The organism is Agrobacterium sp. rho-8.1 (genome assembly GCF_033957725.1).
Lineage (GTDB): Bacteria > Pseudomonadota > Alphaproteobacteria > Rhizobiales > Rhizobiaceae > Agrobacterium.
This window is the reverse complement of sequence record NZ_CP192789.1, coordinates 1,114,406-1,130,536: the sequence shown is the minus strand read 5'-3', so window position 1 is coordinate 1,130,536 and position 16,131 is coordinate 1,114,406. Positions and strand designations below refer to the sequence as shown.

Below are 16,131 nucleotides of genomic sequence, written 5' to 3'. Positions count from 1 at the left end.
CCGTCCGCTGATTTTATTTGCCCCAGATTGTCTTGTAGGCGTCGCGATAGCCATTATCCGGATCAAACGAGTTCTTCGGTCCGCCGTCGAACTCGACATTGTCGACGGTCACGACATGCAGTGGCGATACGTATCCAGACCACTTTTCACCCGAAAAGGCGCGGTTGAGCTCGTCGACCAGTTGCCAGCCCTGGAGATTGAGAGGTTCTGCCACCGTAACCGATTGGTACTGCTTGGCGCGGATGCGCTGATAGGCGCTTTCCGAACCATCCCCGGCCGCTACGCTCTTGGGCGCACCATCCCCCGGAATACCCGCAGATGACAGAGCAGGGCCCATGAAATCGAAATAGATGTCGTTGATCGCCAGTGAATGTGTCCACTTCGCACCGTATTTCTGCAACAGCGTCGTGGTCAGTTGCGGCATGCGCTGCGACGTCTCGGCAATTGGCGTATCGACATATTCGAGCACGGTGCCGCCAAGCGCTTCGATCTCCGCTTTCATCTTATCTGCCTTGGCAATGGCGATGGCATAGGTCGAATCGGTAAAGATCACCACGCCGGGCTTGCCACCCGCATCAACGAAAGCGTAATCGGCGGCGGCCTTGGACACTTCCATCGCGTCGGTCGTCACATTGGCGAAAACCCCGACCTCATCGACCGGGCCTACGCCTGGCGCCGCATGCCAGGCCACCATCGGAATATTGGCCTTCTTGGCCTCTGCCATGGCTGGTTTTTGCTCGACCGCATCGAAACCGGCAATGATGATACCGTTCGGCTTCAGCGTCAGCGCCTGTCCGAACGAGGCTGTCCGACCTTCGACAGAACCCGCGCTGTCCAGCACGTTGACTTTCCAGCCGATGGCCTTCGCAGCTTCTTCGATGCCGTTCACGACACCCAGAATGCCACCGTTCTTCATGTCCGCCGCAACGATGACGACCGACTTGTCAGCCGCTGCTTTTGGACCGCTCGTCGGGCCATCCCATTTCTCGACCTTGCTGGCATATTTGGCAACGACGGCCTTAGCGTCGGTCATCGCATCCGCAAAGGCCGGGCCTGCTATGACGATGGCGAACACGGCAGATGCCGCGCTTGCGAGTAACTGTCTGCGTCTCATGGTATTTCCTCCCATTGAAATCACTGTTTTCGACGATGCATGCACTCAGGTTGTTTCTTCGACCGTCTTTTCGGGCATGCCTTTCGGCTTCATGAGGCCAGCCACGCCTCGGCGCCGCTGCGCATAACCGGCGATACCGATGGCAACGAGCAGCGTGACGCCGTTGAACAGCGGTTCGACAAAAAACGACCCCCCGAACTGCTGAATGCCGGCAATGCCAACGGCCAGAATGATGACGCCGATCATGGTGCCCCAGACATTGACGCGACCCGGCTTGATGGTGGTCGACCCCAGGAAGGCGCCGACCAGAGCGGGCAAGAGATATTCAAGCCCGACACTGGCCTGTCCGATCCGCAACCGTGATGCCAGCAACACACCGGCCACAGCAGACAACAGACCTGAAATAACAAAGGCACTCACCACGAAGCGGCGCACCGGAATCCCGTTCAATGCCGCGGCCTTCGGATTGGCCCCGATGGCATAGGTGTAGCGGCCGATCGGCAGATATTCGAGGACGACCCACATGACCAGCGCCAGCGCAAGAACATAAAACCCTGTGATGGGCAGCCCAAAAACGAAAGTACCGTTCAGAGCCAGAAAACCATCTGGCAAGACGCCGACGACCTGACGACCGCCGGTATGCCAAAGCGCGATCGCATAAATGACCGTCCCCGTGCCAAGCGTCGCGATGAAGCTGTCGATCTTGGCGATCTCGACCAGCACGCCGTTCAACAGACCGGTCAAACCACCCAGGATCAACACGGTCAGCACGGCAATGGGCCATGGAAAGCCGTACATCGTCTGGAGGCTAATCGCGAGAATGTGCCAAAGAACGATGCCGTATCCGATGGTGAGATCGATCCGCCCGCAGGCCATCGGGATCATTGCCGCAAGCGACAGGATGGCGATGATGGTCTTGTTGGCGATGATCGAGCGAAGGTTGAGCGCGGTCGGGAAGGTATCCGGCAGCATCACGGAAAAGATCACGATCAATAGAACCGTCAGGATCACCAGACCGTAGACCGGCAAAAAGCGCCTGAGTTTGTCGCCGGCCGACAGGCCCTGTAATTCCGCCTTCGTTGGCTCAAGTGCGGTGGACTGGATGGATTGCATCTTCGTTCTCCAGATAATCAGGCAGCTTCGGACGCGGATGCTGCAGCAATGACAGCGGACGTGGTCAATGCGTCGCCGGTCAATTCCCGCACGATTTGTCCGCGCGAAAAGACAAGCGCCCGGTGGCAAATATGGGCAATTTCCTCGAAATCCGTCGAGATGACGATCACGGCGAGCCCCTCCTCTACCGCCGCCGCGATCAAGCGGTAGATATCGGCTTTTGCGCCGACATCGACACCGGCGGTCGGGTCTTCCGCGATGAGGAGTTTCCGGCCCGTCGCCAGCCAGCGCCCGACGACAACCTTTTGCTGGTTGCCACCCGAAAGCGCCTCGATTGCCAGTGACTGTTCATTGGGCCGAAGACCGACTTTCTCGCCAATCGACCATGCCAGATCGGCCTCTTTCGAAGGCGACAGAAAATTCGACAGCCGCCTGCCGGATGCACCCGGATTGAGAAAGGTGTTTTCTCGCAGCGAGAGCGACATGGCCACGGATTCCTCCGTTCGATCACGCGCGATCAAGCCAATACCGGATGCAATCGCTGTTTCCGGACTGCGAAGATCGGGGCTCTTGCCACGGATCGTCACCTGCCCGGTTGCGGGTTCGACGCCGAACAACGCCCGACCGATCAGTTCCTGACCGGCACCGCGCAGGCCCACGAGACCTAAAAGTTCGCCCTGTCGCAAAGCAAAGGAAACCGGCCCGGCACCACGGCACGTCAGCTTTTCCACGGCAACCAGAGTTTCACCCGGCGCGGTATGCGCCTTTACAAAAAGCTGATCGGCCTTGCCACCGACGATCATGCGAATGAGTTCGTCGGGGTTGGTATCGGTAACAGCCGTTTCGCCCACGAGTAAACCATCGCGCAAAACGGCAACGCGATCGGCAATACGGAAGATTTCATCGAGCCGGTGGGAAACGTAGATCATCGCGACCCCACGCTCTTTCAAAGGGCGGATGGCGTTGAACAGCCGCTCAACCTCGTCTGCCGGAAGACTTGCGGTCGGCTCATCCAGCACGAGTACATCCGCCTCGACAGCCAAGGCCCTGGCGATTGCGACAAGCGATTTTTCGGTTCGCGTCAAGTTCTGAACACGCGTTGTCGGGTCGAAATCACAGCCAACCAGTTTCAACGCTTCAGCGGTGCGCTTTGCGGTCGTATTCCAATCGATCAGTTTGCGGCGCATGGAAAAGCCCTGTGCCAGCCCGACATTTTCGGCCACGGTCATCCACTCGATGAGACCGAGATCCTGGTGAATAAAGGCGACCGGTTGGCGCTGGTTGGGCTTGGGTGGACGATGATGATAGGGCTCGCCGCGAAACAGGATTTCGCCGGCATCGGGTTTGTAGATACCGGCCAACGTCTTGATCAGCGTCGATTTGCCCGCGCCGTTTTCCCCCAGAAGCGCCAGAATCTCTCCGCGTTTCAACTCAAGGGAAACATCTGTGATCGCTTTTGTGCCGCCGAACTCCTTCGACACGGAACGAAATTCCAGGAATTTTTCCGCTTCCATTCGCTCCTCCCAAAGCTTGATGTCTGACGCTATGATATCGATAACATAAAAGTCAAGTTTCATTTTTAAAGTTACCCTGACGTCTCATTCTGGCCCAGCCATGTGCTCTGACAAATCTGAAATTCGGACTGGACAACGACATTGCACAAATCTATGTTATCGATAACAACGCATCGGAGGAGATGTCGTGAGCAAAATCGAGATACTTCAAATCGGCGCGTATCCGGCATGGGACGAGGAGCGTTTGAACGCTGGCTTCACCATGCACCGCTATTTCGAAGCCACTGAAAAGGCTTCATTTTTGAGCAGGGATGGTGCGGCAATCCGGGGCATTGCGACCCGCGGGGAACTGGGCGCAAATCGCGCCATGATCGACGCTCTGCCGAAACTGGAAATCATCAGCGTCTACGGCGTCGGATATGATGCGGTAGACCTGAATGCTGCCCGAGAGCGCGGCATCCGCGTCACCAATACGCCCGACGTTCTGACCAAGGATGTCGCAGACCTGGGTGTGGGCATGATGCTGGCGCAGGCACGTGGGATGGTGGGTGCAGAAACGTGGGTCAAGAGTGGCAACTGGGCGACGAAGGGCCTTTATCCCTTAAAGTCGCGCGTGCACGGCAAGCGCGTCGGCATCCTTGGTCTCGGGCGTATCGGTTTCGAAGTCGCCAGACGACTTTCTGGCTTCGACATGGAAATTGCCTATAGTGCGACAGGCCCGAAAGATTTTGCGGGGGACTGGACGTTCATCGCTGATCCCGTCGAACTGGCCGCGCGTTCCGATTTTCTATTCGTTACCCTTTCGGCATCCAGCGCAACGCGCCACATCGTCAGTCGTGACGTGATCGAGGCGCTCGGGCCGCAGGGCATGTTGATCAATATTTCACGGGCATCCAACATTGATGAGGAAGCTCTGCTGGACGCGCTTGAGAACAAGACACTTGGCTCTGCGGCGCTCGATGTATTCGAAGGCGAGCCAAAACTGAACCCCCGTTTCCTGGCACTCGACAACGTGTTGTTGCAGCCGCATATGGCATCCGGTACGGTTGAGACGCGCAAGGCGATGGGCGCGCTCGTCTATGACAATCTGTCGGCCCACTTCGAAGGCCGCCCGTTACCGACCCCGGTTTTGTGAGAGACATCAGATGAAAGCACTTGTTATTCACGCTCCGAAAGATTTGCGGATCGACGAGGCGACCGTTGAGGCCCCCGGTCCCGGCGAGGTCGAGATACGTCTTGCCAGCGGTGGCATTTGCGGGTCCGATCTGCACTACTACGATCATGGTGGCTTCGGCACCGTGCGCCTCAAGGAGCCGATGATCCTGGGACATGAGGTCTCCGGCCATATTGTCAGCCTGGGCGAAGGCGTATCCCATCTTGCAATCGGTGATCTCGTTGCCATATCCCCATCGCGTCCCTGTGGTGCCTGCGAATATTGCCTCAAGGGCATGCAGAACCATTGTTTCAACATGCGCTTTTATGGCTCTGCCATGCCATTTCCTCACATCCAGGGCGCGTTTCGAGAACGTCTGGTTGCCAAAGCCGAACAATGCGTGAAGGCCAACGGCCTGAGCGCCGGAGAGGCCGCCATGGCTGAGCCTTTGTCCGTAACATTGCATGCGACGCGCCGTGCAGGCGAATTGCTGGGCAAACGCGTTCTGGTCACAGGGTGCGGCCCAATCGGCACGCTTTCCATTCTCGCCGCTCGCCGCGCGGGTGCCAGCGAAATCGTCGCCGCCGATCTTTCCGAACGCGCACTCGGCTTTGCGCGCACCGTTGGCGCGGACCGCACGATCAACCTGTCCGAAAACCCTGATGGTCTGGCGCCCTTCAGCCAGAACAAGGGCTATTTCGATATTCTCTACGAATGCTCGGGCGCGCAGCCCGCGCTCGTCAGCGGCATTCACGCGTTGCGCCCACGCGGCATCATCATGCAGCTCGGCCTTGGCGGCGACATGACCTTGCCGATGATGGCGATCACCGCCAAAGAACTGGACCTTCGGGGTTCCTTCCGCTTTCACGAGGAATTCGCCACTGCCGTTCACCTCATGCAAGGCGGACTGATCGACGTCAAACCCTTGATAACGCATACCTTGCCTTTGTCTGATGCCCTCAAAGCCTTTGAAATCGCATCCGACAAGGGACAATCGATGAAGACGCAGATCGCATTCAGCTGACCGATAAGGCCGCGATCGTTTCGGGAGTAAACATGAGCACTCAACTTTTCGACCTCACAGGCAAGCGTGCCCTCGTCACCGGATCATCCCAGGGCATCGGATATGCCTTGGCGCAAGGCCTTGCAGCAGCCGGTGCGGACATCATCTTGAACGGCCGTGATGAGGCAAAGCTTAAATCAGCAGCGGATGCACTCGGTGCACGTCATGTGCTTGCCTTCGACGCCACCGATCACGCGCGGGTGCGCCAAGCGGTGGATACGTTCGAGAGCGATATCGGCCCCATCGACATTCTCGTCAACAATGCGGGAATGCAGCATCGGACACCGCTGGAAGACTTTCCGGCAGACGCTTTCGAAATGCTTCTGAAAACCAACATCTCTACCGTCTTCAATGTCGGCCAGGCGGTTGCCCGCCATATGATCAAACGCGGCACAGGCAAAATCGTCAACATCGCCAGCGTGCAAACCGCGCTCGCCCGACCGGGAATAGCGCCCTACACCGCAACCAAGGGCGCCGTCGGCAACCTGACCAAGGGCATGGCAACGGACTGGGCGAAACACGGCCTGCAATGCAACGCGATTGCACCCGGCTATTTCGATACGCCGCTGAACGCAGCCCTTGTCGCTGACCCTGATTTTTCCGCCTGGCTTGAAAAACGCACACCGGCAGGACGCTGGGGCAAGGTCGAAGAACTCGTCGGCGCCTGCATCTTCCTCTCATCAAACGCGTCATCCTTCGTCAACGGTCACATTCTTTATGTCGACGGCGGGATCACGGCTTCGCTCTGATCTGGTTGATGAGAACCAATCACTGAAAATATATCTGAGTATCGTCATCAACCGGGAGGGGATTGATTATGAGCAACAGGATCGCGTTGATCGGTGCTGGCGCCATGGGTGGGGCAATCGGTACCCGCCTGCTCGAAACCGGCAATCAGCTTACGGTCTTCGATCTCGACCAGGAGAAGGTCCAGTTCCTTGTGGACAAGAGCGCTTCGTCTGCCAGGACTGCAGCGGATGCTGCGGCTGTCAGTGACTACGTTATTCTCAGCCTCAATTCGCCCGGCATCATCCGTCGCGCCGTCTTTGGTGAGACAGGCGTTGCCTCGGGCGCGAGGCCCGGCACGTTGCTGATCGACATGTCATCGATAGACCCTGAGGCGACCAAACAACTCGCGACAGATGCCGCCGAAAAAGATCTGCGCTGGGTCGATAGTCCTTTGTCTGGTGGTGCGCCGAAAGCTCTCCTCGGTCAATTGACGCTGATGGCCGGTGGAGCGCAGGGCGATGTCGAAGATGCCTACAAGGTGCTGAAAGACGTTGCCAGCAACTATACGCATATGGGCCCCGTCGGTGCAGGACAGACGACCAAACTGATCAATCAGGTCCTATGCGGCCTTGGATTCCTGGCCGTCGCAGAAGCCACACAACTGGCACTCGATGCCGGGGTCGATGCTGCAAAAATTCCACAGGCGCTGAAGGGCGGGCGGGCCGATAGCGCGATTTTGCAGGAATACATGCCGCGCTATGTCTCAAAGGATTACCGCCGCACCGGGCGTATCGACAACATGGTCAAGGACCTGAGTGGCGCACAGGATCTGGCAAGAAGGACCAACACGGCGATGCCGCTGACGGCGCTCTGCGCCGAAATCCACCGCATGCTGACGGCAGCAGGCCTCGGCGGTGAAGATCAGGCTGCACTAATGGAATTTTTCAAGGGACCGAACAAGGAGATTTCAGAATGATTACCCGCTACGCCCTGTTCGAGGGCAAAGTGAAAGACGGCCAGACAGACGCTTTTCGCAAAGCCGTCATCGAGCGTATCTTGCCGAAATGGAAGCAATTTCCGCAGGCGACCGATGTGCGTGTGTCTTTTGCGGAGGCCCGCGACGAAGGTGCACCTGAGTTGCCTATGATCCTGGCAATCAACTATCCGAATTTGGAAGCCGTTGAGGCAGCGCTCGCCAGCCCTGTGCGCAGCGAAGCCCGTGCGGCCACAGAAGCCGTCTTGTCGGAATTTTTCGAAGGTCGCATTCATCATCACGTGACACTTGCAAACGAGTTTCCGCTTTAAGCTGAAAACACTGGAGACAAGTGCCGAAGAGGTTAGAGGAGGCTCTCAGCAATGGGAGCCTCTTCTCACGCTTTTTCTCTAGATCATGATCTCGCCGCCGGTCACGGGAATGACGGCGCCGGTCATATAGCTGCTGAGTTCGGACGCCAGAAGGACATAGGGCCCAGCCAGTTCTGCGGGCTGCCCTGCCCGACCGATCAGTGTCTTTTCTCCAAAACTCTCGGTTTTATCGGCAGGCATCGTTGACGGTATCAACGGCGTCCAGATTGGCCCCGGGGCAACGGCGTTTACCCGGATACCTTTCTCGGACACCATGGCAGCGAGACCTGCCGTGAAATTCGAGATGGCACCCTTTGTGGACGCATAGGCGAGCAATTGCGGAGACGGCTGACGGGACTGAATGGACGTCGTGTTGATGATCGCGCTTCCCGGCTTCATGTGGCCAATAGCGGCCTTGGAAAGGAAGAACGGCGCATAGATATTCGTCCGATATGTTTCATCCCATTCTTCGGCGGTGATTTCGGAAATATCGTCATAGGTCCGCTGAAACGCTGCATTGTTGACGAGAATATCGACCCGGCCGAACTCATCGACCGTTCTCTGGACCAGCGATTTGCAGTGCTCTTCGGATTTGACATCGCCTGGAATGACAACCGCTTTTCGGCCAGCCTTCGTCACCCATTCTGCGGTATCCTTGGCGTCTTCGTCTTCGTTCAGATAGGAAATGACGACATCCGCTCCCTCGCGTGCAAATGCGATGGCGACGGCTTTGCCGATGCCAGAGTCCCCGCCGGTGATGAGAGCGACCTTGCCCTCGAGCCTGCCGCTTCCTTTGTAGGAGTCTTCGCCGTGGTCTGGCCGTGGCTGCATTTCGGCTGTCGTACCGGGTGGCGATTGGACCTGCGATGCGTATGGTGGCGTGGGACGTTTTACGTCGGTCATCAAGATCTCCAGATTGGGGTTGGTGTACGACTAACCAACCCAAGCCATGTGAGTTCCTAACTTTTTCGAATTCTACTTTAGCGACACTTAAGGAACGGTGCGGCGTCGCAGGCTGATTGTTCCCTGCCACCCTTCGTTGACGAGCCTACGCCCCCATGCAATGGTCCCGTATTGTGAGAAGGGAGGCTCGCGAATGCATGACATCAAAACCGGCATTATCGTCGGTGCCGGAATGGTCGCCAAAACCCATATGCTCGCCTGTGCGGCAAGTCCAAACAAGATCAGGCTCAAAGGCTTCGTGGACAGTGGCTCAGGCCGTGCAGGGACACTGGCACGCGAGGCGTCGGAGCGCACGGGCCAGAATGTCTCCGTCTACAATTCCGTTGACGATGCCGCGAAAGATCAGGACATTGATTTTGCGATCATCGCCACCCCTCCCAACATACGCGCAGACATAATCGGACCGTTGGTCGAAGCAGGCAAGCATATCCTTCTGGAAAAACCCGTTGCGCGGAACGCCGCCGAAGCACGATTGATCGTCGACATGTGTCGACAGGCTGGCGTTACTCTCGGCATCATTTTTCAACATCGTATGCGGGAAGCCTCCCGCAAAGCGAAGGATTTGGTTGCCTCCGGCCTATTGGGCAAGCTGGGCATTTGCGAAATTTCAGTGCCGTGGTGGCGTCCTCAGTCCTATTACGACGAACCGGGTCGCGGGACGTTGGCGAGAGATGGCGGCGGCGTGCTGATATCTCAGGCCATTCACACAATAGACCTTGCCCTCAGCATGACAGGGCCAGTTTCGTCCGTACAGGCGATGGCCGCGACAACGCGGTTCCACATCATGGAAACGGAGGACTATGTCAGCGCAGGCTTGCGATTCCAAAGCGGTGCCGTCGGTTCCCTGATTGCGAGTACCGCAAGCTTTCCTGGGTCTGCGGAATCGATAGAGATGCATTTCGAGCAAGGCAGTCTCAGACTTGCCTCTGGATTGTTGCACGTGGACTGGCGTGATGGTCGGCAGGAAACATTCGGCGGCGCGGCATCCGGCACGGGGGGAGGCGCCGACCCAATGGCCTTTACCCCTGACTGGCATCAAGCCGTCTTCGAGGATTTTGTCGATGCTATCTCTTCAGGTCGCGAGCCGATGGTCACAGGTGAAGCTGCCCTTTTGTCGCATCAATTGATTGACGCTATCGTCCAGTCTGCCGAACATCGCAAGGAAGTGGAACTACCGCATGCATAAACCCATCAAGTTCGTGGCTCTCGGTATCGAACATCGCCATATTTTCGGCATGGCGCAAAACATGCTCGATGCAGGCGCGGAATTCGTTGGATGGTGGACCGAGGGCGAACCCGATGTCGTCGAGGGATTCATCAAGCGGTTTCCCGACGTGCCGCGCGCCGCATCGAAAGATGACCTGCTGACCGACGCAACGGTCGATCTTGTCCTCATCGCAGACATTCCCGCAAAACGGGCTGATCTCGCCATCCGTGCGATGGAGGCTGGTAAGGATGTGATGTCCGACAAGCCGGGCTGCACGACATTTGAACAGCTGACCCGCCTGCGCGAAACCGTGGCGCGCACCAAGCGCATCTGGACGATCGATTTTTCGGAACGGTTTGAAGTTCCCAGTGTGACGAAAGCCTCAGAGCTTGTGGCCCAAGGTGCAATCGGCCGTGTCATCCAGACAATCGGCGTGGGTCCGCATCGTCTCAACCGCGCAACACGACAGAGCTGGTTTTTTGAACGGGAAGCCTATGGCGGTATTCTGACCGATATTGCGAGCCATCAGATCGATCAGTTCATGTTCTTTACCGGATCCACCGAGGTCGACATCGTCTCGGCGACCGTTGCAAACTACAACAACCCCGATGATCCCGGCCTTCAAGATTTCGGTGAAATCCTTCTGCACGGTGACCGGGGACACGGTTATATCCGCGTCGACTGGTATACGCCGGATGCCCTACCCACCTGGGGCGACGGTCGACTGACCATTCTCGGCACGGAAGGTTACATCGAGCTTCGCAAATACGTCGATATCGGAAACACGCAAGGAACCGATCGGCTCATTCTCGTCAATGGCGACCGCTGCGAGTATATCGACGCCTCAGATGCAGGCCTCCCTTATTTCGGCAAAATCTGCGACGACATCCGCAACCGTACGGACACGGCGATGAAGCAGGAGCACGTTTTCAAAGTGTGCGAACTGGCGCTTCAGGCACAGGCAAAGGCCGAAGAGCGCTGACCTATCGGAGATCAGCCTTTCCACACGGCATCACGATCAGCAGATATTCGTTGGGTTGACGCATGACAACGAGATCAGCCACGTGAAAGCCACGACCAGAAACCTGGATCAGGAAGATCACCGTGTCAGCTCATGCATCTGGACGAGCCATCTTCCCCGCATATTCGGCTTGTGGGGGGCATCGGCCAGAGATACCAGCCGACAACCTTTTTCTATCATCAGACGACAGCTTCACGCGGCTCGCAGCCCGACACCCGTTGAACGACGGGTTGCGAAATGCTCCACCATTTGGGCCAGCGTTTCAGTCTCATGCAGGAGGGTTTGAGACGCTGCGGTTGTCTCCTCGACCATCGCTGCATTCTGCTGAGTGACCTTATCCATCGCGTCGCCTGCCGCGGATACCTCCCGCAGACTTGCGGCCTGTTCTCTCGCCGCCATCGCAATCTTGTCGATGATGACACTGATCCCGCCGACCTGCTCACAGATGTCTCTGAGCGATGTGCCCGTTTCATCAACGAGCTTGACGCCTGCCGTAACCTGCGCCGTCGATGTCGAAATCAAACCCTTGATTTCGCGCGCAGCACCTGCGGATCTCTGCGCAAGCTCGCGCACTTCCTGTGCCACCACGGCAAAGCCTTTACCCGCTTCCCCGGCACGCGCAGCCTCGACCCCTGCGTTGAGCGCAAGCAAGTTCGTCTGGAATGCAATTTCGTCGATCACACCGATGATGTTGCCGATCTTTACCGACGAATTTTGAATTTCACTCATCGCGTTGATGGCGCGCTCCACCACCACGCCGCCGCTTTCGGCGTTTGTCTTGGCGAGCGCGACTGTCTTTTGTGCGTGGCCTGCGCCATCGGCAGTGCTATTGATCCCGCTGGCCACGTCGCCAAGGGCGGCGACAGTTTCTTCGAGAGAGGCGGCCTGCTGTTCCGTCCGGCGGGCGAGATCGTTGGATGCGCTCGATATTTCAGACAAGCCCGACTGGATTGTCCCAACGCTCAAGATGACAGCGCCGATGGCTTCTTCCAGCGCTGAAACGGCACTATTGAAGTGATCTTTGATACGCTCGTATCGGGAATCGACCGCTCCGATGCGCGCCGTCAGATCCCCCTTCGAGAGGGCGTTCAGACCGCCGGAGATCTGCCGGAACGCATGCTCCATGGCTTGCGCTTCCGTCACACGCTCGGCCTCACGTTCCAGCCGCAGATTTTCCGCTTGCTGCCGTTCGCGACCTGCCTCGGCTTCGGCGTGAATGCGGGCGCGGTCGTTATCCTGAAACACCTGCAAAGCGCCGATCATCTCACCGATTTCGTTGTCGGTCTTCGCCAGCTTCAGATGCGCATCCGGTTCCCCCTTTGCCAGCCGCGCCATGGCCTGCGCAACCTGCACCATCGGCCTTGCAACGGAGCGAACCATAAACAGCGCAATGGCTATCGCCAGAAGAAGGCTGAACGAACCGGCACCCCACATCCAGGACGTGCCCTGACTACCCTGGAGTTCCGATTCCGACGCAATTTTGCCGGCGATCTTAACAATACCGTCCGTGACACCCTGCGATGTCGACACAACCAGTGACGCTTGCTGATCGAACGATGCCAAATTCGTCTTCATGGCATCAAAAGTCTGGCCCAATTGCGCAACACTTGCGGTCATATCAGTGCCGGTCGTCTTGGCCAGCATCCCACCCAGGGCTGCGGCCTTCTTCAGGCCTGCCTTCACGGTGGTATCAACGTCACCAGAAGGTTGAAGACGATATCGCTCGACCTGAACCAGAATATCTTTCAAGACATTGCTGAAGTTGCGTGCAGTGCCGGAAACAATACGCGCCTTGGACCGATCCTTGTCTGTTTCGCTTTTGGCCGTCAGCTCCGTTTCTGCGGATTTGCGAAGCACCTCGTCCAGCTTATGAGACGCGGTCAAAACCTTGGCAAACAACGAAAAATCCTGTGTCGCCGACAGGGCCGCGCCGTTATCTTTTGAAATGGCACTCTGTATCTGAGCGAAAGTCCCCTCCATGCTGCTAACAATCGGCTGGATGTTCGGTGCTCCTCCCAGCTTGACAACTTCATTCAGGCCCGCTTGCGCACGGGCCATCGGTTCTGTAATCTGATCGGCCGATATCTGTCCAGCCTGCATAGAGGCCTTTACCAGCGCCAACTCGACCCCATTGATTCCATCGCTGAAAGCACCAGCGTTCTGGATGAGGATACGAATGGTGTTCAGACTAATCAGGGCATTGTTCGAGTTGGTTTCGGCCTGGTTGGCGATATCTTGTGCATTCTTTTCCGTCTGGTCAGCGAGGGTTACCATGCTACCGGTGACATCACGCAGCGCGATGCCTGTTTTCTGGATGGCATCCTGAGACGCCCCGAGAGAGCGGACCGCGTTTGACATCATCGAGATGCCATCCAGGAGCTGCGTTCTTTCTTCTTTCGATAATGGGAGAGAGATGAGTGTCGCTTGCGCTGTCTCGAGGGCGTTGGCGGCCTGATCAATCCGCTTGGGCTCCTTGCTGACAAGATACTGAATAATGGCGCCCTCAGCCTGGTTGGCTCCAATCAGAACCTTTGACGTATCCACAGTTTGAGACACGGCACCCGTCAGGCTTCCAATACCACTGATCCCGACGAATGCGACCAGAACGACCGACATGAGCAGCAAAGCCATCCCGCTCGATGTTCTGAAACCGATAGATTTCACCTTCTGGGACAATTTCATGCTCTCATCTCTCCCCCGCAGCGTAGCGCCGCCCAACTTTCGAAAAAACACTAAGGGGAAATGAATAAAAAACTGCTTAAATCCACCCAAATGATTTGAGCACGCCGGGTTACTGAGAGCCATGAAGGGGTTTGCACCGGACCTTGATTTGGCATGACAGAATTGTAACGCCCGCGAGACACGAAGAGCACCCGTAAAGCTGATGGGTTCAAAGCCATATCGTTATAACGGCAGGCAGTTTTTCCCTAGATGGTATGGGCCTTCAGTCCCTCCGCGCCGACTGTTTCCATATCCTTCGCAAGGCCGTTCTGGCGGGTGACATCGTCATCTGACTGACGGGTTCCACTTTTGTTGAAACTACCCAGCGGCAGGGTCGAGTGGCGGCAGAGCCTTACCCCTCAGCGTTCCGGGGGACGTTCCGTAAACTCGGCGAAACGACCGTCCCATGTTGGATGCGCTACCAAAACCCACATCGATCGCAATGTCGATCAAAGGCCTGTTGGTACTGACGATGAGGTGATTGGCTCGCCGAAGCCGGAGTATTTTGTATGCTTCCGCTGGTGAATGGCCCATGACGTCGTGAAACAGACGCTCGAGCTGCCTGCGTGACAGCTGAACAGCTTGGGCGAGGCGTTCGATGCTGACAGGTTCCACCACATGCTGTTCCATGAGGAGAAGCGCGGCATTGACGCGTCGGTCCATCTCGATGGTCGGATTTTTCTGTTGCAGGGGCGCTCTTGATTGACTGTCATCCGCCTTGCGCGGCGAGGTGATCTGCAGGATATCGAGCGCATTGCGCTCGGCGTCGCGGCCGACCCAGCTGCGAACGATGAAAGCGGCGAGATCCGCAGCGCTCGCGCCGCCTGCGCAGGAGCCTCGTTTGCCATCAAAATTGAAAAGCCGGTCCGGTCGCACGCTCAACTCCGGAAATCTTTCCCTGAACGCTTCGAAATGGAGCCAGCTTACGCAGGCTTCGTGACCTGTCAGGAGACCCGCCTCAGCCAGGATAAACGAACCTGTGCAAACGCCGATCAGCGGAATGCCCAGTGAGGCGGCTTGTCTGAGATAGTCGAGCGTTCGGTCGCTACAGGCCACCTCCTGACCGAGCAGCCCGCCAACGACAACCAGCACGTCGAACCGTTCTGGCGCAACGAGATCGCTTGTCGGCGCGATACTGACGCCACAACTTGAGCGTATGAGATGCCTCGTGTCACCCAGCACATCCCAGTCGGTGAGTATTCTGCCTGAATGATCCAGCTCATCGCCTGCCAGCCGCAACGTGTCGACGAAAAGCGCAAAGGGGGACAGCGTGAAAGAGCGCGCTAGAATGAACCCGACCTTCAGCAGCGCCGACGATTTGGATGGGGAATGCTTGCTTCGCGATGGCATGGTTCGTCGTTCCGATTTTTGTCGATCCATTTAGTGACAGGCTCAATCTGCCAGCAACCGCGGGATCTGCAAGTTTCTTATGCTGAGGAATCTAGGAATCTTGCGTAGACGTGGGGGACTGGTGGTCCCGATGACGGTCGAGCGCGATTTTGGCAAAAAGAGTTTCAAGGTGCGGCAAAGCTGATCGCATGGGATGTATGCGTTATCCGATCCATCACCGGAACTTTATGGGGATCGCTCCATTTAATGCTGCATGAAAATCACGTCTATCCTTACCCTCTTTGCTGGCGCTTTTCTCGCTTCCTGCAGTCCCGCCGGGCCGATCGGCAACAGATCTGTTCCGGAGCCCGCCAAAGTCGTCGAACTGAACCGTTATGTCGGTCACTGGTTTGAGCTGGCGCGGTATGAAAACCGCTTCGAGACCGGCTGCGAAGGTGTCACAGCAGACTACACGCTGGGAGACGGCGGCATGATCAATGTCGTGAACACCTGCCGGAAGGACCGGATCGATGGCGCCCCAAAGGCCGTCTCGGGTCGCGCCAAGATTGTACCGGGCAGTGGAAACGCCAAGCTTAAGGTGTCGTTCTTCGGCCCCTTTTACGGTGATTACTGGATTCTCGACCATGCCCCGGATTACACATGGTCGATCGTCGGCGAACCGTCCGGCAGATATTTGTGGATCCTGACGAGAACGGCCAGACCTTCGGACCAAACGCGCAAAATGCTGGCTGGCAAAGCGCGGTCTCTGGGATACGATATTGGTCTTCTCAGATGGACCCGGCACTGACGCCAGATTCACACCTGGAAAGGTTTGCCGCGCAATGGGGGCCAAAACCTTT

General features: G+C 57.2%; 14 protein-coding genes. 8 read left to right on the top strand and 6 right to left on the bottom strand.

Features of this window, described 5'->3' with window-relative positions; translation table 11 throughout:
* Positions 1-13: 13 nt before the first annotated feature.
* Genes RMR21_RS20130 through RMR21_RS20120 form a run of 3 tightly spaced genes read right to left on the bottom strand, consistent with a single transcriptional unit; the run spans position 14 to position 3,741 of the window.
* Positions 14-1,114: an ABC transporter substrate-binding protein gene (locus RMR21_RS20130; protein WP_498671187.1), complete on the bottom strand. Its 1,101-nt coding sequence runs from the start codon at positions 1,112-1,114 to the stop codon at positions 14-16.
* A 45-nt stretch (positions 1,115-1,159) separates the two neighbouring features.
* A complete protein-coding gene (locus RMR21_RS20125; protein ID WP_498671186.1) occupies positions 1,160-2,227 on the bottom strand; it encodes an ABC transporter permease in 1,068 nt (355 codons plus the stop codon).
* A 17-nt stretch (positions 2,228-2,244) separates the two neighbouring features.
* The gene (locus RMR21_RS20120; protein ID WP_498671851.1) at positions 2,245-3,741 is read right to left on the bottom strand and encodes a sugar ABC transporter ATP-binding protein; all 1,497 of its coding nucleotides are present in this window, start codon (positions 3,739-3,741) and stop codon (positions 2,245-2,247) included.
* A 187-nt stretch (positions 3,742-3,928) separates the two neighbouring features.
* Here RMR21_RS20120 and RMR21_RS20115 point away from each other — a divergent pair, with 187 nt between their 5' ends.
* The 5 genes from RMR21_RS20115 (at position 3,929) to RMR21_RS20095 (ending at position 7,991) form a co-directional block, all read left to right on the top strand.
* Complete coding sequence (locus RMR21_RS20115; protein ID WP_498671184.1) at positions 3,929-4,876, top strand: 2-hydroxyacid dehydrogenase; 948 nt, start codon at positions 3,929-3,931, stop codon at positions 4,874-4,876.
* A gap of 10 nt (positions 4,877-4,886) precedes the next feature.
* On the top strand, positions 4,887-5,918 hold the full coding sequence (locus RMR21_RS20110; protein WP_498671182.1) for an L-idonate 5-dehydrogenase: 1,032 nt from the start codon (positions 4,887-4,889) through the stop codon (positions 5,916-5,918).
* Positions 5,919-5,950: 32 nt separating this feature from the next.
* Positions 5,951-6,706, top strand: a complete 756-nt coding sequence (locus tag RMR21_RS20105; protein WP_498671181.1) for an SDR family oxidoreductase — start codon at positions 5,951-5,953, stop codon at positions 6,704-6,706.
* Between the two features lie 68 nt (positions 6,707-6,774).
* Positions 6,775-7,662, top strand: coding sequence for an NAD(P)-dependent oxidoreductase (locus tag RMR21_RS20100; RefSeq protein ID WP_498671180.1), 888 nt, complete (start codon positions 6,775-6,777; stop codon positions 7,660-7,662).
* Positions 7,659-7,991, top strand: coding sequence for a hypothetical protein (locus RMR21_RS20095; RefSeq protein WP_498671179.1), 333 nt, complete (start codon positions 7,659-7,661; stop codon positions 7,989-7,991). The genes RMR21_RS20100 and RMR21_RS20095 overlap by 4 nt, the downstream gene beginning before the upstream one ends.
* Before the next feature lie 78 nt (positions 7,992-8,069).
* Here RMR21_RS20095 and RMR21_RS20090 read toward each other — a convergent pair whose 3' ends face one another.
* Complete coding sequence (locus tag RMR21_RS20090) at positions 8,070-8,933, bottom strand: SDR family oxidoreductase (RefSeq protein ID WP_498671178.1); 864 nt, start codon at positions 8,931-8,933, stop codon at positions 8,070-8,072.
* A 193-nt stretch (positions 8,934-9,126) separates the two neighbouring features.
* Between RMR21_RS20090 and RMR21_RS20085 the strand changes: the two genes are divergently transcribed.
* Together RMR21_RS20085 and RMR21_RS20080 are read left to right on the top strand one after the other, a co-directional pair.
* Positions 9,127-10,179, top strand: a complete 1,053-nt coding sequence (locus tag RMR21_RS20085) for a Gfo/Idh/MocA family protein (protein WP_498671177.1) — start codon at positions 9,127-9,129, stop codon at positions 10,177-10,179.
* Positions 10,172-11,182, top strand: a complete 1,011-nt coding sequence (locus tag RMR21_RS20080; protein ID WP_498671176.1) for a Gfo/Idh/MocA family protein — start codon at positions 10,172-10,174, stop codon at positions 11,180-11,182. The genes RMR21_RS20085 and RMR21_RS20080 overlap by 8 nt, the downstream gene beginning before the upstream one ends.
* 231 nt (positions 11,183-11,413) lie before the next feature.
* Here the strand turns inward: RMR21_RS20080 and RMR21_RS20075 are convergent, their stop codons facing one another.
* Positions 11,414-13,903 carry a methyl-accepting chemotaxis protein gene (locus RMR21_RS20075; RefSeq protein ID WP_498671175.1) on the bottom strand — a complete coding sequence of 830 codons (2,490 nt, stop codon included), beginning with the start codon at positions 13,901-13,903 and terminating at the stop codon, positions 11,414-11,416.
* Positions 13,904-14,260: 357 nt separating this feature from the next.
* Positions 14,261-15,292, bottom strand: a complete 1,032-nt coding sequence (locus RMR21_RS20070) for a GlxA family transcriptional regulator (protein WP_498671174.1) — start codon at positions 15,290-15,292, stop codon at positions 14,261-14,263.
* A 253-nt stretch (positions 15,293-15,545) separates the two neighbouring features.
* Between RMR21_RS20070 and RMR21_RS20065 the strand changes: the two genes are divergently transcribed.
* Positions 15,546-16,079, top strand: a complete 534-nt coding sequence (locus tag RMR21_RS20065) for a lipocalin family protein (RefSeq protein ID WP_498671173.1) — start codon at positions 15,546-15,548, stop codon at positions 16,077-16,079.
* Positions 16,080-16,131: the final 52 nt, after the last annotated feature.

Excerpts from the sequence above, each read along its gene's own strand:
- RMR21_RS20130 (WP_498671187.1), bottom strand. The coding sequence starts at position 1,114 with ATGAGACGCAGACAGTTACTCGCAAGCGCGGCATCTGCCGTGTTCGCC.
- RMR21_RS20125 (WP_498671186.1), bottom strand. The coding sequence starts at position 2,227 with ATGCAATCCATCCAGTCCACCGCACTTGAGCCAACGAAGGCGGAATTA.
- RMR21_RS20120 (WP_498671851.1), bottom strand. The coding sequence starts at position 3,741 with ATGGAAGCGGAAAAATTCCTGGAATTTCGTTCCGTGTCGAAGGAGTTC.
- RMR21_RS20110 (WP_498671182.1), top strand. The coding sequence starts at position 4,887 with ATGAAAGCACTTGTTATTCACGCTCCGAAAGATTTGCGGATCGACGAG.
- RMR21_RS20105 (WP_498671181.1), top strand. The coding sequence starts at position 5,951 with ATGAGCACTCAACTTTTCGACCTCACAGGCAAGCGTGCCCTCGTCACC.
- RMR21_RS20100 (WP_498671180.1), top strand. The coding sequence starts at position 6,775 with ATGAGCAACAGGATCGCGTTGATCGGTGCTGGCGCCATGGGTGGGGCA.
- RMR21_RS20095 (WP_498671179.1), top strand. The coding sequence starts at position 7,659 with ATGATTACCCGCTACGCCCTGTTCGAGGGCAAAGTGAAAGACGGCCAG.
- RMR21_RS20090 (WP_498671178.1), bottom strand. The coding sequence starts at position 8,933 with ATGACCGACGTAAAACGTCCCACGCCACCATACGCATCGCAGGTCCAA.
- RMR21_RS20085 (WP_498671177.1), top strand. The coding sequence starts at position 9,127 with ATGCATGACATCAAAACCGGCATTATCGTCGGTGCCGGAATGGTCGCC.
- RMR21_RS20080 (WP_498671176.1), top strand. The coding sequence starts at position 10,172 with ATGCATAAACCCATCAAGTTCGTGGCTCTCGGTATCGAACATCGCCAT.
- RMR21_RS20075 (WP_498671175.1), bottom strand. The coding sequence starts at position 13,903 with ATGAAATTGTCCCAGAAGGTGAAATCTATCGGTTTCAGAACATCGAGC.
- RMR21_RS20070 (WP_498671174.1), bottom strand. The coding sequence starts at position 15,292 with ATGCCATCGCGAAGCAAGCATTCCCCATCCAAATCGTCGGCGCTGCTG.
- RMR21_RS20065 (WP_498671173.1), top strand. The coding sequence starts at position 15,546 with ATGAAAATCACGTCTATCCTTACCCTCTTTGCTGGCGCTTTTCTCGCT.